Origin of the sequence: Micromonospora sp. NPDC047740, assembly GCF_043204735.1 — a bacterium.
In the GTDB taxonomy this organism is placed as follows: domain Bacteria; phylum Actinomycetota; class Actinomycetes; order Mycobacteriales; family Micromonosporaceae; genus Micromonospora.
In genome coordinates, this window is the sequence record NZ_JBIDCT010000010.1 from 20,905 (window position 1) to 38,755 (window position 17,851).

11 protein-coding genes are annotated in these 17,851 nt (G+C 69.1%); 5 read left to right on the forward strand and 6 right to left on the reverse strand.

Translation table 11 applies throughout. From position 1 onward, the window contains the following. Positions 1–17 precede the first annotated feature (17 nt). Positions 18–2,045 (reverse strand): FAD-dependent oxidoreductase, encoded by a 2,028-nt coding sequence (locus tag ACGF4F_RS19520; protein WP_357439198.1) that lies wholly within the window; start codon positions 2,043–2,045, stop codon positions 18–20. A 470-nt stretch (positions 2,046–2,515) separates the two neighbouring features. On the opposite strand from ACGF4F_RS19520, the gene solA reads away from it, so the two are divergent. Then, on the forward strand, positions 2,516–3,667 hold the full coding sequence (gene solA / locus ACGF4F_RS19525; protein WP_357439195.1) for an N-methyl-L-tryptophan oxidase: 1,152 nt from the start codon (positions 2,516–2,518) through the stop codon (positions 3,665–3,667). A 107-nt stretch (positions 3,668–3,774) separates the two neighbouring features. On the opposite strand, the gene ACGF4F_RS19530 is transcribed toward solA, so the two are convergent. Both ACGF4F_RS19530 and ACGF4F_RS19535 read right to left on the reverse strand, forming a co-directional pair. Continuing rightward, positions 3,775–4,644 (reverse strand): AraC family transcriptional regulator, encoded by an 870-nt coding sequence (locus ACGF4F_RS19530; protein WP_357439193.1) that lies wholly within the window; start codon positions 4,642–4,644, stop codon positions 3,775–3,777. 329 nt (positions 4,645–4,973) lie between these two features. Further along, positions 4,974–6,218 (reverse strand): SGNH/GDSL hydrolase family protein, encoded by a 1,245-nt coding sequence (locus tag ACGF4F_RS19535; RefSeq protein ID WP_357439190.1) that lies wholly within the window; start codon positions 6,216–6,218, stop codon positions 4,974–4,976. A gap of 276 nt (positions 6,219–6,494) precedes the next feature. On the opposite strand from ACGF4F_RS19535, the gene ACGF4F_RS19540 reads away from it, so the two are divergent. Both ACGF4F_RS19540 and ACGF4F_RS19545 read left to right on the forward strand, forming a co-directional pair. Continuing rightward, positions 6,495–7,085 (forward strand): sugar O-acetyltransferase, encoded by a 591-nt coding sequence (locus ACGF4F_RS19540; protein ID WP_357439188.1) that lies wholly within the window; start codon positions 6,495–6,497, stop codon positions 7,083–7,085. 273 nt (positions 7,086–7,358) lie between these two features. Continuing rightward, positions 7,359–10,562, forward strand: a complete 3,204-nt coding sequence (locus tag ACGF4F_RS19545) for a family 78 glycoside hydrolase catalytic domain (RefSeq protein ID WP_357439185.1) — start codon at positions 7,359–7,361, stop codon at positions 10,560–10,562. A 232-nt stretch (positions 10,563–10,794) separates the two neighbouring features. On the opposite strand, the gene ACGF4F_RS19550 is transcribed toward ACGF4F_RS19545, so the two are convergent. Further along, positions 10,795–12,162, reverse strand: coding sequence for a ricin-type beta-trefoil lectin domain protein (locus ACGF4F_RS19550; RefSeq protein WP_393078998.1), 1,368 nt, complete (start codon positions 12,160–12,162; stop codon positions 10,795–10,797). 258 nt (positions 12,163–12,420) lie between these two features. On the opposite strand from ACGF4F_RS19550, the gene ACGF4F_RS19555 reads away from it, so the two are divergent. Then, positions 12,421–12,750, forward strand: coding sequence for a nucleoside triphosphate pyrophosphohydrolase family protein (locus tag ACGF4F_RS19555; protein ID WP_357439180.1), 330 nt, complete (start codon positions 12,421–12,423; stop codon positions 12,748–12,750). A 357-nt stretch (positions 12,751–13,107) separates the two neighbouring features. Beyond that, positions 13,108–13,299, forward strand: coding sequence for a hypothetical protein (locus ACGF4F_RS19560; RefSeq protein WP_357439178.1), 192 nt, complete (start codon positions 13,108–13,110; stop codon positions 13,297–13,299). 95 nt (positions 13,300–13,394) lie between these two features. On the opposite strand, the gene ACGF4F_RS19565 is transcribed toward ACGF4F_RS19560, so the two are convergent. Both ACGF4F_RS19565 and ACGF4F_RS19570 read right to left on the reverse strand, forming a co-directional pair. Beyond that, entirely contained in the window at positions 13,395–14,006 is a 612-nt protein-coding gene (locus tag ACGF4F_RS19565; RefSeq protein ID WP_357439175.1) for a hypothetical protein, read from the reverse strand. A gap of 586 nt (positions 14,007–14,592) precedes the next feature. Continuing rightward, positions 14,593–17,610, reverse strand: coding sequence for a M36 family metallopeptidase (locus ACGF4F_RS19570; RefSeq protein WP_357439172.1), 3,018 nt, complete (start codon positions 17,608–17,610; stop codon positions 14,593–14,595). Between the last annotated feature and the right edge of the window lie 241 nt (positions 17,611–17,851).

A 17,851-nucleotide genomic window follows, 5' to 3' on the forward strand; every position in this document is an offset into this window, starting at 1 on the left:
GCGACCGGGTGGACGGGTCAGTGAGCGTGCAGCACCCGCTGCGCGGAGGCGGTGTCGTAGCTGCCAAGGAATGCGCCCGCCAACCGCCCCTCGTAGACGGCCTCGAAGGCGGTCCGGGGGGCGTTGGCGTCGCCGACGAGGTGGACTCGCGGACCGTCGGGCAGTGCGTCGAGCTGTCGGTACAGCTCGTCGTCGGCGAGCGCCGAGCCGGCATCGACCACCGCGGTGACCTCGTCGAGGCGGAGGTCGTCGCCGGCGAGCGGGCCGGTGAGGGTGACCGCCGAAGCGCCAGCCCCGCGGACGGCCCGTAGTGGATGGGCCACGACGCCCAGGTCCGCGAAGCGTTTGAGCAGCGCCAGCCGCGAGTACGTCGTGATCCGGGCGCTCAACCCGGCGGTGGGGGAGACCAGGTGGACGCGGGCTCCCCGCCGGGCGAGGTTCTCCGCGATCGAGGCCGCCGCCCAGGTGCCCTCGTCGTCGAGAACCACCACGGCGCCGGAGGGCCGGAAGGCCGGATCGGCCAGGCGGTCGACCGCCTGCCAGAGGTCGATCACCGGTGGGCCGTCCGGCAGCGACCGGCGGGCGGGGCGGGACCCGGTCGCCAGGATGACGTCCTGGTAGTCGCCGGCCAGCACCTCCTCAACACTGATCCGGCGGCCGAGCCGCACCTGCACACCGGCGGCCCGCACGTCGCGCGCCAGGTCCTGGGTGAGTAGGCCGAACCGCTGCCGTCCGGGCACCCGCGCGGCCAGCTCCACCTGGCCGCCGAGCCGCTCGCGTGCCTCGACCAGGGTCACCTGGTGCCCGGCCCGCCGGGCGGCGATCGCGGCCTCCAGACCGGCGGGACCACCGCCGACCACGAGGACCCGGCGGATACCGGCCGGCCCGGGCAGCTCCGGCCAGGCCTGCGACCATTCCCGCTCGGCGCCGACCTCCGGGTTGACCACGCAGGAGATCGGCAGGCTCGCCTCCAACCGGCCGATGCACCCCTGGTTGCAGGCCAGGCAGGCGCGTGTCTGGTGCTGGCGGCCCTCGGCCGCCTTGCGCACCAGGTGCGGGTCGGCGATGTGCGGGCGGGCCAGCCCGACCAGGTCGGCCTCGCCGGCGGCGATCAGCTCGGCCGCCTCGGGCAGGCTGTCGAGCCGACACACCGCCAGCACCGGCAGGTCGGGGAACTCTCGCTTGAACAACGCGGCGTGGTGCCGGAACGGGGCGTGGCCGAAGGTCATGTCGGCGATCTGCGTCGCCAGCGTGTAGCTGCCGTGATAGGCGGAGTGGCTGACGTGCACGTATGCCAGCGGGAAGTCGGCGCGCAGCTTGCCGACGATCTCCAGCACCGCCGCCGGGTCGAGCCCGCCGGGCAGGAACTCGTCGGCGCTGACCCGCAGTCCGACGGGCAACTCGGGAGCGGCGGCCAGCACGGCCGTCAGCACCTCCCGGGTCAACCGCATTCGGTTGTCGAGGCTGCCGCCGTACTCGTCCGCGCGCGTGTTGGTGTGCGGTGAGAGGAATTGCTGGAGCAGGTGGCCGTGTCCGGCATGCACCTCCAGCCCGTCGAAGCCGGCCTGCCGCATCCGCCGGGCCGCTGCGGCGAACGCGTGGACGATCACCGCGATGTCCCGACGTCCCATGGCATGCGGTACGTGGGCGCCGGCCGCCCAGGGCACCGGGGACGACGACCAGGCGGCGGTACGGGTGGCATCCCCGTTGGCCTGCCGCCCGGCATGCATGATCTGGGCGAAAATGTGCGCGCCGTGTGCGTGGACCGCCTCGGCCGTCGCTGCGTACGCCGGGATCGACGAGTCGTCGAAGCTGCCGAGGCTGATGCTGCGGCCCGCGCTGGTCGGGTGGACCCGGATCGCCTCGGTGATGATCAGGCCGACGCCGCCGCTGGCGCGCTCCTCGTGGTATGCGACGAGTCGCTGCGTGGGCACGTTGTCCCGGCCGAAGTTGGTGGTGTGTCCGGGGACGAAGACCCGGTTGCGGAGCTGGACGGAGCCGAGCTGAACTGAGGAGAGGAGGGTACGGAGCTTGTCATCAGGCATGCTCGGCCTTCCTGTTCGGGCCGTGCTCGGCTTGGCCGAGGAGTGTTCGGGTGAACCGTACGCCGTTCGATTGAGTGGAACGGTAGGACTGGCGTTCGTGGCCGTCAATGGGCTACCGACAAGTAACATCCGGGATCGAAACCCGGCTGACCTGCTGTTCTGCCCAGCCGAACGGTCGACAGAGACGTTGATCTATCAGCCGGTCCGGTCGTACCCGCCGGCCGCGCACGCCTGCCCGACCATCCCGCCGCACGCTGTCGGGCCGACTCCGACGCTGGGTTGACCGCCGGACGGTGCGGGTAAGGCGGCGGTTCAACTGGCTCTCACGCCAATGCCCGACCAAGCGGCGTTGCGAGCTGGCCAAGGGCGGTTCCCTGTGCGGGAGGCGACCGTTTGGATCTTGTGCGGCAGCAGCGCGCCAGGCGTGTAGCGTCCTGGTCGAATGACGCAGGGAGGCTGGAGGCGTAGAAATGGCGGCCTATGACGTCATCGTCGTGGGGCTCGGCGGGATGGGCAGCAGCGCCGCCTACCACCTGGCCGCGCGGGGGCAGCGTGTGCTTGGTCTGGAGCAGTTCGGGCCGGCGCACGACCGCGGGTCCAGCCACGGCGGCTCGCGCATCACCCGGCAGTCGTACTTCGAGGATCCGGCCTATGTGCCGCTCCTGCTTCGGGCGTACGAGCTGTGGGACAAGCTGGAACGCGATGCCGGACGGGAGATCATCTCGCTCACCGGCGGTGTGTTTGTCGGCCGGCCGGAGAGCCACACCTTCGCCGGCAGTCTGCGCGCTTCGCGCGAGTGGGACCTGCCGCACGAGATCCTCGACGCAAGGGAGCTACGTCGCCGCTTCCCGACCTTCAGTCCCCGGGATGAGGAGGTGGCGCTCTTCGAGGCCAAGGCCGGCTTCGTTCGCCCCGAGGCGACCGTGGCCGCTCACCTCGAGCTGGCCGGACGGGACGGCGCCGACCTCCGCTACAACGAGCCGGTGCGGCGATGGCAGGCGCTGCCCGACGGCGGCGTGCGAGTGACGACCGAGGGGGGTTTCTACACAGCTGGCCGGCTCGTCGTCTGCCCCGGGGCGTGGGCCCCGGCACTCCTCGCCGACCTCGGTGTGCCGTTCAGCGTCGAGCGGCAGGTCATGTACTGGTTCCAGCCGGAGACCGGGGTGGGCCCCTTCCAACCCGGGCGGCATCCCATCTACATCCACGAGGACGGCGCCGGCACGCAGATCTACGGCTTCCCGGCCATCGACGGGCCCGACGGCGGTGCCAAGGTGGCGTTCTTCCGGCGCGGTCAGGTCTGCACCCCGGAGACCATCGATCGGCAGGTGCACCCGGAGGAGATCCAGGACATGCGGGAACACCTGGCCGGAGTCCTGCCCGCCCTTCCGGGGCGATTGCTGCGGGCGGCGACCTGCATGTACACCAACACGCTCGACCAGCACTTCGTGATCGCGACGCACCCGGAGCACCCGCAGGTCACGGTGGCCTGCGGGTTCTCCGGTCACGGCTTCAAGTTCGTCCCGGTCGTCGGCGAGATCCTCGCCGACCTGGCGACGAGCGGCTCGACGTTCCACCCCATCAGCCTGTTCGACCCGCGACGCGACTTCCAAGGTCACAGCTGAACCGGCCGAGGCATCGCGTCACCCATCTGTGAGCCACGCGGTAACGCATCGTTCGGAGTCGGACGCCGGGTGCTGGGCGCGTCTGTTCCCAACATCCGCAGGGTCCGTCAGATCGGTTCGACGGGCAGCCACAGCTCGCAGGTCGCGGTGCTGAAGTCGTCCGCGCGCTCGAGGATCGCGACGATCGAGGGCCCTGGCCGCAGACGCCACGGGTTGGAGGGGAACCACTCCGTCGCGGTCGCGGCCCAGGTCTTCTGCAGGGCCTGCGGATGGGGTCCGGCGGTGCGGAAGACCGCCCACCTGCCGGCCGGTACCTCGATGGTGTCGAGGTCGTCGGGGGCCGGCTTGTCCCGGGAGACAGCGACCCCGTGCAGGTAGGTCAGCTCGCTGCCCTCCGTGCCGTCGGGGTCGAGGTCGTCGCAGACCTGCAGCAGGCCTCCCGGCTCGGTGTCGCCGAGGGCCTTCAGCCGCAGGTGCGCCTCTGGCGGCAGTGCCGTGATGTGCTGCTGGATGTGCGGGTTGATGCCCTGATGGATCAGCGGAACCCGGGCTGCGTGTCCGGCGAGCCGGAATGCGGGGCGGTCGACGATGCGGGTGTCCATGGGGATGCTCCCTTCGACGGTCAGGCGGAACCTGAGCTGCGGTTGTGTGCGAAGGGGGCCTCCGTCGCGGCGAACGTCACCGGGGCCGGCGCCGTGTACCGCCCGGAACGCACGTCCGAACGCCTCGGTCGAGCCGTATCCGTGCCGGACGGCGATGCTCAGCAGATCGTCCTCGCCTCGGACGACGTCGGCAGCGGCGACGGTCATGCGGCGCCGGCGCACGTACTCCGACAGCGGCATGCCGGCCAACGACGAGAACATCCGCCGCAGGTGGTATTCGGTCGTGCCGACCGCCCTGGCCAATCCGTTGACGTCGAACTCCTCGGTGAGGTGCTCTTCGACAAGGTCGACAAGCCGGTTGAGTGCCGAGATCACGAGGCCTCCCTTCGACGTCAAGCCTGGCCGAAGGACCCCGGTCCCGCCCGACCGTTGCGGTCCGATCCGATCATGTACCTGGACCGCCGCGGTGCCAACGCATTACCGGTCAGGACGCTCCGCTCAGCAGCGGCTTGCAGGTTCCGGTGAGGGAATGGCGCGCCGGCTGTCGACCTGTGCGGATCGCCGTGAGATCGCGGGGGGTACGGCAGTTGTGCCCGAGCGCTCGTCGTAGGGCCCGCACCGACGTGGCGCGGGCCCTACGACGGTCTGCACAGCCGCTGGCAGGGGTGGGTGCGACGAACTGCCGACCTAGCGCGCTGGTGTCGCTACCGGCTGCACTCGAGCTGCCTGAGGTCGATGGCGTTGGCCATCGCCTGGTAGCCGGCGTCGCTGGGGTGCAGGTGGTCGCCGACGTCGTAGGCCGGCAGGAACCGCTTGGGGTTCGCGGGGTCGCGGGTGACCTGATCGAAGTCGATGACCCCGTCGAACTCGCCGCTCGTCCGGATCCAGGTGTTCACCTCCTCGCGGATGACTTCCTTGGCAGGGCTGTAGTAGCCGGCGCCCTCGAACGGGGTCAGCGTGGCACCGAGGATGCAGGTGTGGTTGGTGTGGGCGCGGGCGATCAGCATCCGGTAGGCCGAGATCAGCTGGTCCGCCGACGTTGCGACGCCGCCGCCGATGTCGTTGATGCCCTCCATGAGGATGACGGTGCGCACGTCGGGCTGGGAAAGCACGTCTCGGTCGAATCTGGCCTGGACGTTCACCCCGGCGCCGTCGGTGAGAACCCGGTTGCCGGAGATGCCTTCGTTCATGATGCCGAACTGGTGCGCCGGGGGCTGTTCCGCGATACGGCGGGCGAGGTAGTCCGGCCACCGGTGGTTGGCGTCGCGGGTGGACCCGTAGCCGTCGGTGATGGAATCGCCGAGCGTGGCCACAGTGTCGACCTGCTGCCGCGTGTCGACGACCAGCGCATCGACCCAGTACCAGCGGGTCGCCTGCTGGGTGAAGGCCGTCCCATCGGTGTCCGCGGCGTGATCACCAGGCCCGGAGATGTAGTTGGTCTGCATGGCCAGGTTGTGTCCGGTCAGGCTGCCGCTGGCACCCTTGACGTGGATGCTGACCGTGAGATTGGTGTCGCCGGGCACGTCGCCTGGCAGCGGGTCGCTGAGGACCTCCGCACCGTTCGGAACAGTCACCGACTCGCCGCCGGCGAAGGTGACCTGCTGGTTGGTGCCCGGTACGACCCCGGCGCCCTCGCTCTGAATGCCGACGTAGACGGAGTCGAAGGTCACGATGCGGTCACCGAACACGTTCGACAACGAGATGCGCAGGTCGCTGCCACCGATGCTGGTGTGGATGATGTTGCGGACCGTCTGGTCGGCGAACGACCCGCCGACCCGGTCCGCGCTGGCGCCCCAGGTGACGACCTGGTCGGTGGTGACCGAGGTCGCCTGCGTGGAGGCGTCGGAGCTCGGCTCGGCGGCGACTGGTCCGACGAGGGCGGCGACGGTTGCCAGGCCGGTGGCGATGGCGAGCCCGGTGGTAACTAAGGGCATGCGTGGCTGGTTCATCAGGAATGACTCCCTCAGTGAGTTCTGCATGGCGGCACTTGGCCGGGCAGGAAGGGTCCCGAGGCGACCGGTCGAGCAGGGACCGTACGTTCGGCGGTCAGGCACCGGGATCGCCGGCCGTTAGTCTGATCGCCAACGCGCGAACCACGCTAAGTGGCCTGGTGGTGACGCACGGACATCTGGTCCTGCAATTGAGATGAACGGCTCCAACTGGGCGATGAGCGGTTCTCGCGTGCCGACAAGCGGCCGCAGCCCGGACGATGGAAGGATCATGCGGTGACGCTCGAAGCGCAGCGGGAGCACATCCTCTCGGGCCGGATGTACAACGACCTCACCGATGAACTGGTGCAGGCTCGGCAGCGGGCCGTGCTGCTGACCACTGAGTACAACGACAGCTTCGGGCAGCCGCAGGAGCAGCGCGAGGCGATCCTGCGGCGACTGCTCCGCGCGGTTGGGCGGGAGTGCCATTTCGAGCCGATGTTCCGCTGCGAGTTCGGCTTCAACATCAGCGTCGGCGACCACTTCTACGCCAACTTCGACTGTGTGATGCTGGACGGGGGTGGCATCACCGTCGGTGATCATGTTCTTTTCGGCCCGCGCGTCGGCATCTACACCTCGAACCACGCCCTCGATGCTGCCGAACGGGCAGCCGGCGGGTGTTACGCCAAGCCGGTCACGATCGGCGATCACGTCTGGATCGGCGGCGGCGCCACCATCAACCAGGGCGTGACCATCGGCGACAACACAATCATCGGTTCGGGGAGCGTGGTCACCCGCTCGATCCCGTCCGGTGTCATCGCCGTCGGATCGCCGGCCCGAGTGCTGCGCGAGATCACCGACGCCGACAAGACGGGCTACCGACCTTGAGGCACGCCGAGTTGGAAGCGGAAGCTGCCGTCCCGGCACGGGCGCACCACTTCGACGGGGTTGAAAACGCCATGCCGCCGGGGATGAGGTAGGGGGCAGGATCTCGTGCCGGCAACCAGGGAAGGTGCCTGGTGGACCGGGATCATCGAGGGGTCATGGCCGGGTCCGGCCAGGATCTTGTGACCGGCGTCACCGATCGTTAGCATGGCGTGGCGTTGGAACGTTTCAATAGAGGGGACGCAGATGTTCCTGAAGCACGCCTCCCGTCCACGCGTGGCCACTCGGACGCTGGTCCTCGCGCTGGCCGTCGGGCTCGCGGTCGTTGTCGAACTGCCCATCGCGTCGCAGGGCGAGGCCGCGCCCGGCAACGCTTTTCCGTCGGCGCTCACGGTCGAGCAGCGTTCCGGGCCGGCGGACGTCGACGACGTCGATGCGCCGCTCCTCGGCTGGCACGTTCCGACGGCGCACCAGACCGCCTACCAGGTCCAGGTGGCGGAAACCTTCTCCGGCCTGAAGTCCGGCAAGGACCTCGTGTGGGACTCCCGGAAGGTGACGTCCCCGGAGAGCACGAACGTCGCGTACGCCGGGGAGACCCTCGACCGCGGCGAGCGCTACCACTGGCGGGTCCGGACATGGGACGGCGCGGGGAAGGTGTCCCCGTGGTCGCAGCCCGCCGGCTTCGGCACCTCCCTCGGTGGTGACTGGGCGCAGAGCAACCCGATCTGGCTCGGCGATCCCGCACCGCTGCAGTGGAGCGACTACACGATCGAGACGACGTTCTCGATCACCACGCAGAACGCGACCATCGTGTTCAACGCGCAGGACCCCAGCAACTACCTCATGTGGCAGCTCAGGGGGGACGGCGTCAACCAACTCGCGCCGCACCAGCGGGTCAACGGCACCTTCCAGGAGCTGAAGACAGTCCCGCTGGGCGTCGCGCTCCAACGCAACACCGATTATCGGCTCCGGATCGGAGTTTCGGGCTCCACGGTCCGCACCTGGCTCGACGACCGGCTCATCGACACCACGCAGAACGTGCGGTTCACGCGCGGCAGCATCGGGTTCCGCACCGGCGGCAGCGAGCGCAACAGCTGGGACAACCTGACGGTCATCGCACCCGACGGGCGCAAGCTCTACGCCAACGACTTCGAGGCCTCCAGCTCCGACTTCGCCTGCGGCACGGTGGCCGGCGGGAGGCTGAACGTCGGCACCGGCCAGAACTGCGTCTACGGGCTCGGCAGCACGGACTGGGCCTTCCTCCGCGGCGAGTTCAACACCGCTGACAAGGAGGTCGCCTGGGCGACCGTCTTCGCGACCGGCTCCTCGCCCGAGCCAGGCCGTCAGTACGTCTACAAGCTGTGGCTCAACGGCGACTTCGTCGGCCTCGGCCCCACGCGGTCCATCGCCGGTGAGACACGGTACGACGGCTTCGACGTGACCGACCTGGTCCGGCAGGGCGGCGCCAACGCACTCGGCGCGCTCGCATGGACCACCAGCGACCGGCGCTTCCAGGCGCAGCTGGTCGTGGAGTACGTCGACGGCACGAGGCAGACGTTCGGCACCGGGGAGAACTGGACCACGCTCAACGGCTCCGGCGTCTACCCGTCGGCCGGCTCGATCGGCACGGGCTACTACACCGCACCCAAGGAAAACGTGCAGGTGGCGGCGTACCCGACCGGCTTCGACGAGCCCGGCTTCGACGACTCCGCGTGGCAGCCGGCGGCGGCGAAGGCGCCGTACACCAAGCTGGTCGCCACCCCCACGGACAAGGTCCGGCAGCGGCTGGAACACCCGGTCGAGGTCGTCGAGAAGGAGCCGGGCCACTACTTCGTGGACTACGGCCGGACCTGGCTCGGCGGCGTGAGCCTCGACCTGGACGGCAACAGCGGCCAGGTCCTCGAGCTGCGCTTCGGCGAGGAGCTCTCCGCGCCGCAGACCGTCCGCTACAACATGCGGACCGGCAACCAGTACCAGGACCGCTGGACGCTCGTCGACGGGCCGCAGCACGCCGAGACCTGGGGCATGCGGGTGTTCCGCTACCTCGAGGTGATCGGCGCGCCGGCCGGTCTAGGAGCCGAGGACTTCCCGGCCCTCGCGCAGGTCTACCCGTTCGACGCCGACAGTGCCGTGTTCGACTCCTCCGACGACGCCCTCGACAAGGTCTGGCGCCTGTCGCGCAACACCGTCGAGGCGACCAACCACAACCTGTACGTCGACTCCTGGACGCGGGAGCGCGAGCCGTACGAGGCCGACAGCTACCTGCAGATGATGGCCAATTTCTTCACCTCCGCGGACCCGTCCCTCGGCAATTACTCCATCGACTACCTGCTCACCCGGCGCACCTGGCCCACCGAGTGGCCGATGTACACGATTCTGGCGATGCACGACAGCTATCAGCAGACCGGCGACGTGGCGCAACTGGAGCGCAGCTACGACCAGCTACGGGAGAAGCTGCCCGACCAGTGGATCGAGGAGAGCACCGGCCTGATCCGCAAGAACACCGGATCCGATGGTTGCGGCAGCCGGACCGACTGCGACATCGTCGACTGGCCGGCGTCGGAGCGGGACGGCTTCGTCTTCCGGCCCTACAACACTGTCATCAACGCCATCGGCTACCGCAGCTTCATGGACATGGCGGCAATCGCGAAGGCGCTGGGCCGCGACGACGACGCGGCCTCCTTCACCACCACCGGGGAGCGGATCCGCTCCGCGATGAACGAGCTGTTGTGGGACGACGCGAAGGGCGCCTACCGGGACGGCCTGAACGCCGACCGTACTCCGGTCGAGCACTGGGCGGTCCACGCCAGTGTCTTCGCCAGCGCGTTCGGCGTACCCGACGCCGATCAGGCGGCCCGCGCCGCGGACTACATCGGCTCGCGCGGCATGCAGTGCAGCGTGTACTGCGCCGCGTTCCTCATCGAGTCGCTCTACAACGGCGACCGCTCCGACCTGGCCTACCAGCTGCTCACCAACAGCGGCCGTCGCAGCTGGCTCAACATGATCGCCAACGGAGCGGGGGCCACGGCGGAGGCGTGGGACGCCTCCCTGAAGTCGAACATGACCTACTCCCACCCGTGGGCCGCCTCGCCGGCGTACAACATCCCGCAGGGCATGTTCGGCCTCCGGCCGACCACACCCGGCTACGCAACGTTCGACCTGCGTCCCCAACCGCAGTCGGTCACCTGGGCGAGCGTCACGCTGCCCACGCTGAAGGGCCGGATCGGCGCGGCGTTCCACACCCATGACGGTCGCACGGACGTCAGCGCATACGTGCCCGGCAACACGGTCGCGTCGGTCTTCGTCCCGGCCGGGGACGCGGCCACAGCTGTCGTGTACGTCGACGGCCGCGCGTGGCCCACGGTACGCGAGCGCGGGTACCTACGCGTCGACGGCGTCGCGAGCGGCTGCCATGTCTTCAGCACGGCCCCGGGCGGTGAGCCGAAGGACGACGAGCGCCTCACGTCCGTCTGCCACTGAACCCGCCGATCGTCGGCGGGGACGGGCAACCCAGTGTCGGGTCCGCTCCCGCCGCATCACGTGCGCTCCCTCGGTGCTGTGACGAGTCACGGCACCGAGGGAGCGGGCCGAACTCCGATACTTACCGGCATCGGCTGCAGCGCACGCGCCGAACCGCCAGACGCCTGGTGGGACCGTCGTAACGACCCCACCAGGCGCGGCCGTTGCGGTCAGGGCTACCGGCCGTGGACTCTCATGCGCGTTTCCACTGCTGGTTCGCGCCGCCGTTGCAGTACCACACGATGACATTCGTGCCGTTGGCCGTGCCGCCGCCGTTCACATCGAGGCAGTAGCCGGTCTGCACGCTGGTGATCGTGCCGTTGCTGTTGATGTTCCACTGCTGGTTCGGCAGCCCATTGCAGTCCCAGACCTGGACCTGTGCGCCAGCGGTGGTACTGGCACCAGTGACGTCCAGGCACAGCTTCCCGTACACCACCAGGGTCTTCGACGGAGTCTGCAGCCACAACTGGTTGGCGCTGCTCTTGCAGTCGTAGATGAACAGCTTCGTGCCCCAGGTGGTCGAGGAGTTGGGCACGTCGAGGCAGCGGTTGGAGGCGACGCCGCGGACCGGGGCGTTGAAGGTTCCGCCGCCGCCCCACGACCACTGCAGCCGGTTGACCCCGGAGGCGTTGTTGTTGATGAGGGTGTAATTGGGGCCGAGCCTGGTCATGCTGTAGCCGTCGTTGGCGCGCAAACCCGGCCAGTAGACCGAGCCCATGCCCAGCAAGCGAAGGTTGTCGCTGACGGCCTGGATGTAGGCGATGTAGGCGTTGCCGTTGTCCGGGCCGTTGTAGTTCAGCCCGCTCGTCATGGGCGCACCCCACTCGTCCAGAACGGTGCGGGAGGCGCACGAACCGATCCGGTTCCGGAAGTCGGTGGCCCAGGCCGCGTAGCTGACCTCGGTCGGGTTCCAGAACCCGTAAAAGTGCAGCGAAAGGAAGGTTCCGGACAACCGGCTGTCGGCGCACACGCTGGTGACGTTGTCGTTGTACCCGGTGCCACTGACGAAGATCCGGTTCTTCGGGACCGACGGGTAGGTACTGATCCACGAGGCGGCGACGTTCGCCCAGGCGCTCTGGGTGTACCCGTGGGGCTCGTTCATCGGCTCGAAGTAGACCAGGCCGTTGCCGGCGTACTTGTTGACGACCGTGGTCCACATGTTCCAGAAGGCGGTGGTGTTGTCGATCAGCCCGTCCTTGTGGGCGGAACCCTCCCAGTAGCTGAGGATGACCTTGAAGCCCTTGGCCACGGCGGCATCGATGGCACCCGTGTACGGAGCCCAGCGAGGCCCGTTGACGGTGTACGGGTTGATCGGCAGCCGCACGGTGTTCGCGCCGAGGTTGGTCTCGAACGCTCCGATGATCGAGGTGGCCTTGGTGTACGTGGTGGCATAGTCGTCGGTTGCCGACACGCCCGAGAGGACGATCGGGTCCTCGGCGTAGTTGTCCCTGGGGTCGGCCCAGTTGACCCCCTTGAACTGACTCGTGTTCGCGAGCGCAGGGGCGCTCGCGCCCACCTCGACGACGACCATCGCGGCGAGCAGGGCGACGAGGGAAGCCACCGTGGCGCCCCGTCGCGGAAAGCGGCGCAAGCCTCGCCAGAAAGCACGCATGCGCAACATGGACAGCCCCTTCCAGGCACGTGGGTGGCTGCGCGATGGGGCCGCAGGCGACGAGCAGCGCCGCCCGCGCAGAAACCCGGACAATGTTGCAGGCAACAAATCGACGGAAGTCTAAGTGTCCGCTAATTCCCCCGTCAACGCGGGCGGAAACGGCTCCGGCGGTCCGGTTGGTGAAGGGTTCGGTCATACTGGTCCGCCATGGACCTGGACGAGTATCAGCGCGGCGCCCTCCGTACTGCCGCTCCACGTGACAAGAGGAACGAGCTGCTCCACCTGGTGCTCGGGCTGGTCGGCGAATCGGGTGAGATCGCCGAGAAGTTCAAGAAGTGGGTCCGAGACCTCGACAGCGACGAGTCGCGGATCGACCGGGCCGACATAGCCAAGGAACTCGGTGACGTGCTCTGGTACGTGGCGGTGCTCGCCGACTACCTCGATCTGCCGCTGGACGACATCGCGGCGGCCAACCTGGCCAAGCTGGCCAGCCGCCAGGACCGCGGCGTGCTGGGTGGCAGCGGCGACAACCGCTGAGCCAGGGGTTTGCCTATGTGGTTTGTCGAGCCGCGTCCGGGGTGGGAACGGTTTCGGAGGGCCGGTAGCGGGTCTTGTTGTGGAGCGGCCCCTACAGGACGTCGCACCGGCGGCGGGCCAGGCAAAACGCAGGCACCGCCTCCGGCCCTGCGCCGAGCTCGGGCGAGGCCACGTCGGGCATGCGCGCCCAGCTGACGGCGAGCGCCACGGCAGCAGGAGCCACGCGGTCTCCACGACACCGCGCCGCCGGCGCCCACTCTTCGCAACCGGGTTCACCGCGCGGGACCTCTCGCTCGTGCCACGAACAGGAGACGGAGTAACGCCGCACCGAGGTTGCTCGTACTGGTCGAGAGGCCGATGAGTGTCGTGGACTCGACGCGCTCGTGGCGGGTTGCTGTCGATTGGGCCGGCGTTCGTTCGACATCGCTGGTGTGGCTGATCGCCGGCGAGGCAACCCGGCGTGCCGGCATCGATGCCAGGGCGCGGCACCCTGGGCAGACACAAACCTGCCCGACCGAGGAGCTGCTGTCCACCGCACGGTCCGTTTGACAACCGTCATCGAGACTCGTCCGTGGGGCGCTGCGCCTTGTCCCCGTCCAGGGAGGCTGGACGGTCTGGCGACTGTCCGACGAGGAAATCCCCTACTAGCCTTGGAGCCGCTGCGCCCAGTACACCTGCCCATCGGACCCCAGGTAGACCAAGGCCAGCAGCAGGTCCGACATCGCAACCGGTGCAGTGGCCGCCCTAGCCGCCGCCCGTTGCGGCCCCTCCAGATACCGGAAGGGCGCGACGAACGTAAGCGGCGAAGCGGCCCCGTCGTACACGGCCAGTCTGGAGCCGTAGCTCCACCAGGTGTTTCCCTCTCTGACGTCGCCCGCGCCCTGCAGCCAGGGATAGCGCTCCGGGATCTTGTTCTCCACTCCGGCGTACCCGGCGCTGATGGCCTCCTGCCGTGGCGACGATGCGCTGAAGCTTCCCACCTTGCGCTTGATGCGCTTGTCAATGAGGAAGATCGCGAAGTATCCGCCATCGAGTGGCTTGGGCGGGGTCTGCCAGGAAACCCGCCCGAGCACCAACTGGTCGCGTCCGCTGGACAGTGGGGCGTATACCTTGTTGCCGAGCGCGGCCTGAGCCTCCTCGTGGCCGACAAACTGAAGTGAGGACTTGATGGCCAGCGCTTCCGGGCCGTACGGCGGGTGGTTGTGCCACCAGCGCCAGCCAATGAAGGCCACCACTGCCAGGATGACCGCCAACACCAGCCCGGTCCTTCGCCACGTCATGGGCGATAGTGAAGCATGCGATCACCAGACGACCAGCCCTCCGTGATCTTCTGCTGGCCCGAAGGCCGGCATGGGCCATCCGTGGGCCAGTAAACCGTGGCCCGCAGCGGGCACGAGCGGGCACGAGACGCGACCGGGCCGACCGCCGCCCACAGGCGGTTCGGGCATCACGACCGCTTGAGCACGGGCCTCCAAACTGGCGCTCCGGGTCCAGCGCAACGAACGGCCAGTTAGTGGTACAGCCAAAAGGCGGCACAGCAGAGAAACAGCACCAGCAGAAGGCCCGAGACGAGCAGCAGCACGAGTGGTGTGAGCAGTTCGTTGCGCGCCGTCGGCGCTGAGTCCGGCGGCGGACTGCCGTCGGCGGGTGCGGGGGAGGGCATGTCGTGCATCCTGCGCTACCTGTTCTTCGTCCTCGAGGCTGCCTAGTGCGACAGCGCGCAACGACCGGATAGATGCCTTCGCCGCCGACCCTGGCTAACCGCTGGCGGCTGCGGGGTGGTGTGGCCGGGCTGCCGGCGCACACCACCCCGCCTCGGGTTCGGAGAAAGGTGTGGTCAGGTCACTTGGTGTCGGTCGCGGTGAGGGTGAACGGGACCGCGGCGCCCAGCCACAGCTGGGTGAGGATGTAGCGGGTTCCGCTGGGGATCGTGCCGGACTCGTCCGCGGCCGAGGAGGCCGCAGCGCCGAGCAGGGTGCATGACTCGTCGTAGAAGTACAGGTCGAAGTCGTACGGGGCAATGCTTTCGCTTTGCACGTGCGCCTCGTGGGCGCCGTCGCCGAAGCTGTCCGGCAACGCGGTGACCCAGCCGTCGGCGCCCTGCGCCGGTGCCGCCGGCACCGCACAGGTCGTCTTGAACGCCGTGGCGGTGATGCCGGTGGCGTCGTCGGCTGTCCCGGTGGACGGGTTTCCGGTGGCGATGACGCCGGTGTCGGTCACCGGAGCGTCCGGCGGTGACGGTGGCAGTGGCTCGACTCCGGTGGCGGTGGGGGAGAAGACCTGCAGCTCGGCGGTCTGCACGTCCGTCTTGGTCTCGCCGAGCGCGGTGTCGGCCCAGAACCGCACGTACTGCGCCTGTACCGGCTTCGGCAGGGTGAACTGCTTGTAGTGCAGGTCGGGCGCGGTCGGCCGAGGCGCCTGGTAGGTGAAGGCGTCCGCCTTGGTCAGGGCGGTCTGCCAGTTCGTCCCGTCGCTGGAGGCCTGCAGGGTGAACCCGCGCAGTCCCTCGAATCGGGCGGTGGCGAAGGCGCTGACCTGGATCGACGAGATCTGGGCCGGGGCGGCCAGTTTGATCACAGCGTTCCCGGTTCCCGGGGTGGTCTTCCAGGTGCTGGCCTCGGTGTCGTCGATAAGGCGGGCGGCGCCGGTCGTGGTGGTGGACACGATGGTGGCGCCGTTGGCGGCGGAGGCCAGGTTGGGTGCCAGGGCAAACCGCAACGCCGAGGTCTTGCCGGCGGTGACCTTGATGCTCGGGAAGGTCCGGGCGCCGAAGCCCTCGGCCGCGATCGTCACCGGGTAGGTGCCGGCGGCCACCGGCGCGGAGAACCCGCCGTCCGTTGACGACGTCCGCAGCGCCGTGACCCTGGCTTCGAACATGCCGAGCATGATGCGGGCACCGGGGATGGGCTTGCCGGTGGCCGCGTTGACGACGGCGCCGGTCAGGGTGCCGTTGCGGGCCGGGTTCGGGTGCTCGTAGGAGGGGGTGGGGTCGGTGTCGTCGCCGCCGTCGCTGACGGCATGTAGGCCCAGGCCGCGCTTGGCGAAGGCGCCGTAGACGACGTCCACGAGGGCGGCGTAGTCGGAGCGGCTGTGGTAGCGGTTGTCCAAGGCGGTGCGGATGGCGTCGCGCATGTCGATGAACGACGGGTCGGCCGGGGACAGCGGCATCGCGTCGGTGATCAGCCGCGCAGCGATCTCACCACCGGTGGCCTCCCCGTACCGGGCGACGAGTGCCTTGCGCATGTCCCACAGGATGGTGGTCCAGATCTCCCCGTCCGAGTGGACCTCGGGGCCGCCGAGGTCGTATCCGACGTCGCCGTATCCGGTGGGGTTCTGGTCGTAGCTCCAGTTGCGGATGCCGCGTTCGGTGTTGCCGGTGGCGTGCTGGCCGACCACGGCGGTGGTGGCGAGCTGGTTGCCGTAGAGGTAGTTCAGGGCATACCAGTCGCCCCAGCCCTCGCCCATCGAGCCGGACTGGTGGGTGTTGAGGGCGTTGTCCTCGCCGCTGACGTACCGGTTGGACAGCCCGTGCGCGTACTCGTGCTCGATGACGGAGGCGTCGAAGTTGCCGTCGGAGTACGGCCCTTCGAAGGTGTCGTTGACCGGCTCCCACAGGAACATGCCGCTCCAGGCGGGGATGCCGTCGGGGAGGGTGAGCATGTAGGCGTTGTCGCGGCCGGTGTAGGTGGGGGCGCCGCCGGTGGCCGCCCCGGCGTGGACCAGCCCCAGCACGGGGTCGCCACCCTGCCCGCCGTTGCCGCCGTTGTTGACCTGGAAATTGCCGGCGGACTCGGTGAAGCCCAGCGCCCGAAGCTCGTCGTGGATGCGGTTGTGGTGCCAGAACAGGTTGGTCGCCGCCGGATCGAGGTCCTGGACGTAGGCAGGCGGCACGGACTGGCCCTTGCTGCGGGCCCAGTTCGCGGTGTACGGGTAGTTGAACTGCCCGGTGAGGCTCACCGGCCGCGGCCCCTGGTCGGCGGGGACCAGGAAGTTCGAGTAGTTGGCGTAGGTGTTGGCGTTGTTGCCGAGCGTCGTCGGGCCCGCCAGGCCCGCCAGCCCGGTCGGGTCGACGTAACCCGAGGGAGACTGGGCGGTCGGCCCGAACGATTTGCGCACCGGGGCGCCGCCGGCCGGGGCTCCCGGGTAGTTCTCGTATACGGTGCCTTCGGCGTCGTGCGCCACCAGGGACGCCTGGTACAGCGTTTCCCCGGTCGCCGCGTCGACGACGGTGTCCCACGCCTGGTCGAGGGCCTTGATGAACAGCACCCGGTAGGCGGGCCGGGCGCCGTCCCGGGTCGGGAACGCCGCCTTCTGTACGTAGGACTCGCCGGCGAACGGTCCCTTGGCGAACACCTGGTAGCCGGCGCGGTCGCCGACCGGCACAGCCGTGAAGGACACCCCGGGGGCGAGCTTGCCGGCCACGCCCTCCAGCACCTTGGCCGCGGAGAGCTTGTGCGTGGCCAGCAGCGCGCCGCTCCGGGCGGAATTGCCGGCGTAGGAGAGAACCTTGCCGTCGCTGGTCACCGCCACGCCGAGGCGGCCACCGCGCACCGCCGGCAGGCCCGCGTACGTCTGTGCGAAGTTCACCACGTGCGTGCCGGTACCGACGAGTTCGTGGTCGCGTACGACAGTGAGCGACGCGACGTCCGTCGCTGTGAGGCCGAACGCGTCACGGTTGGCGTCGATGAACGACCGGGCCACCGAGGCGGGATCACCCGACCTGGGCCCGGTGAGCCAGCCGCCATCCTTGCGGATCGTCCGAGGCGTGCCGAACCGCCCGTCCCAACTGACCCGGGTACCGGCGCCCGACGCGGCGACCAGGTCGCGCACCGCGGCCAGCTGGACGTCGGTGGGCCGCACGGACTGCGAACCGCGTCTTATGTCAAGCCTGTCGATACCTGCAGAGCCGACATCGACGACGGCAGAAGCGACAGATGGGCTGAGTGTGAGAACCAGGGCGAATGCCGCCCCGACCGCGAACGGTCGACGAATACCCATCGAGACTCCTCTGCGGGTCGGTACCTGCCTGCGCCCGTGCCGGTGCCGGCTGTCTGTCGTACAGGACATCGACGGGGACGCCTGGGCCGCAACAACGGGGTGC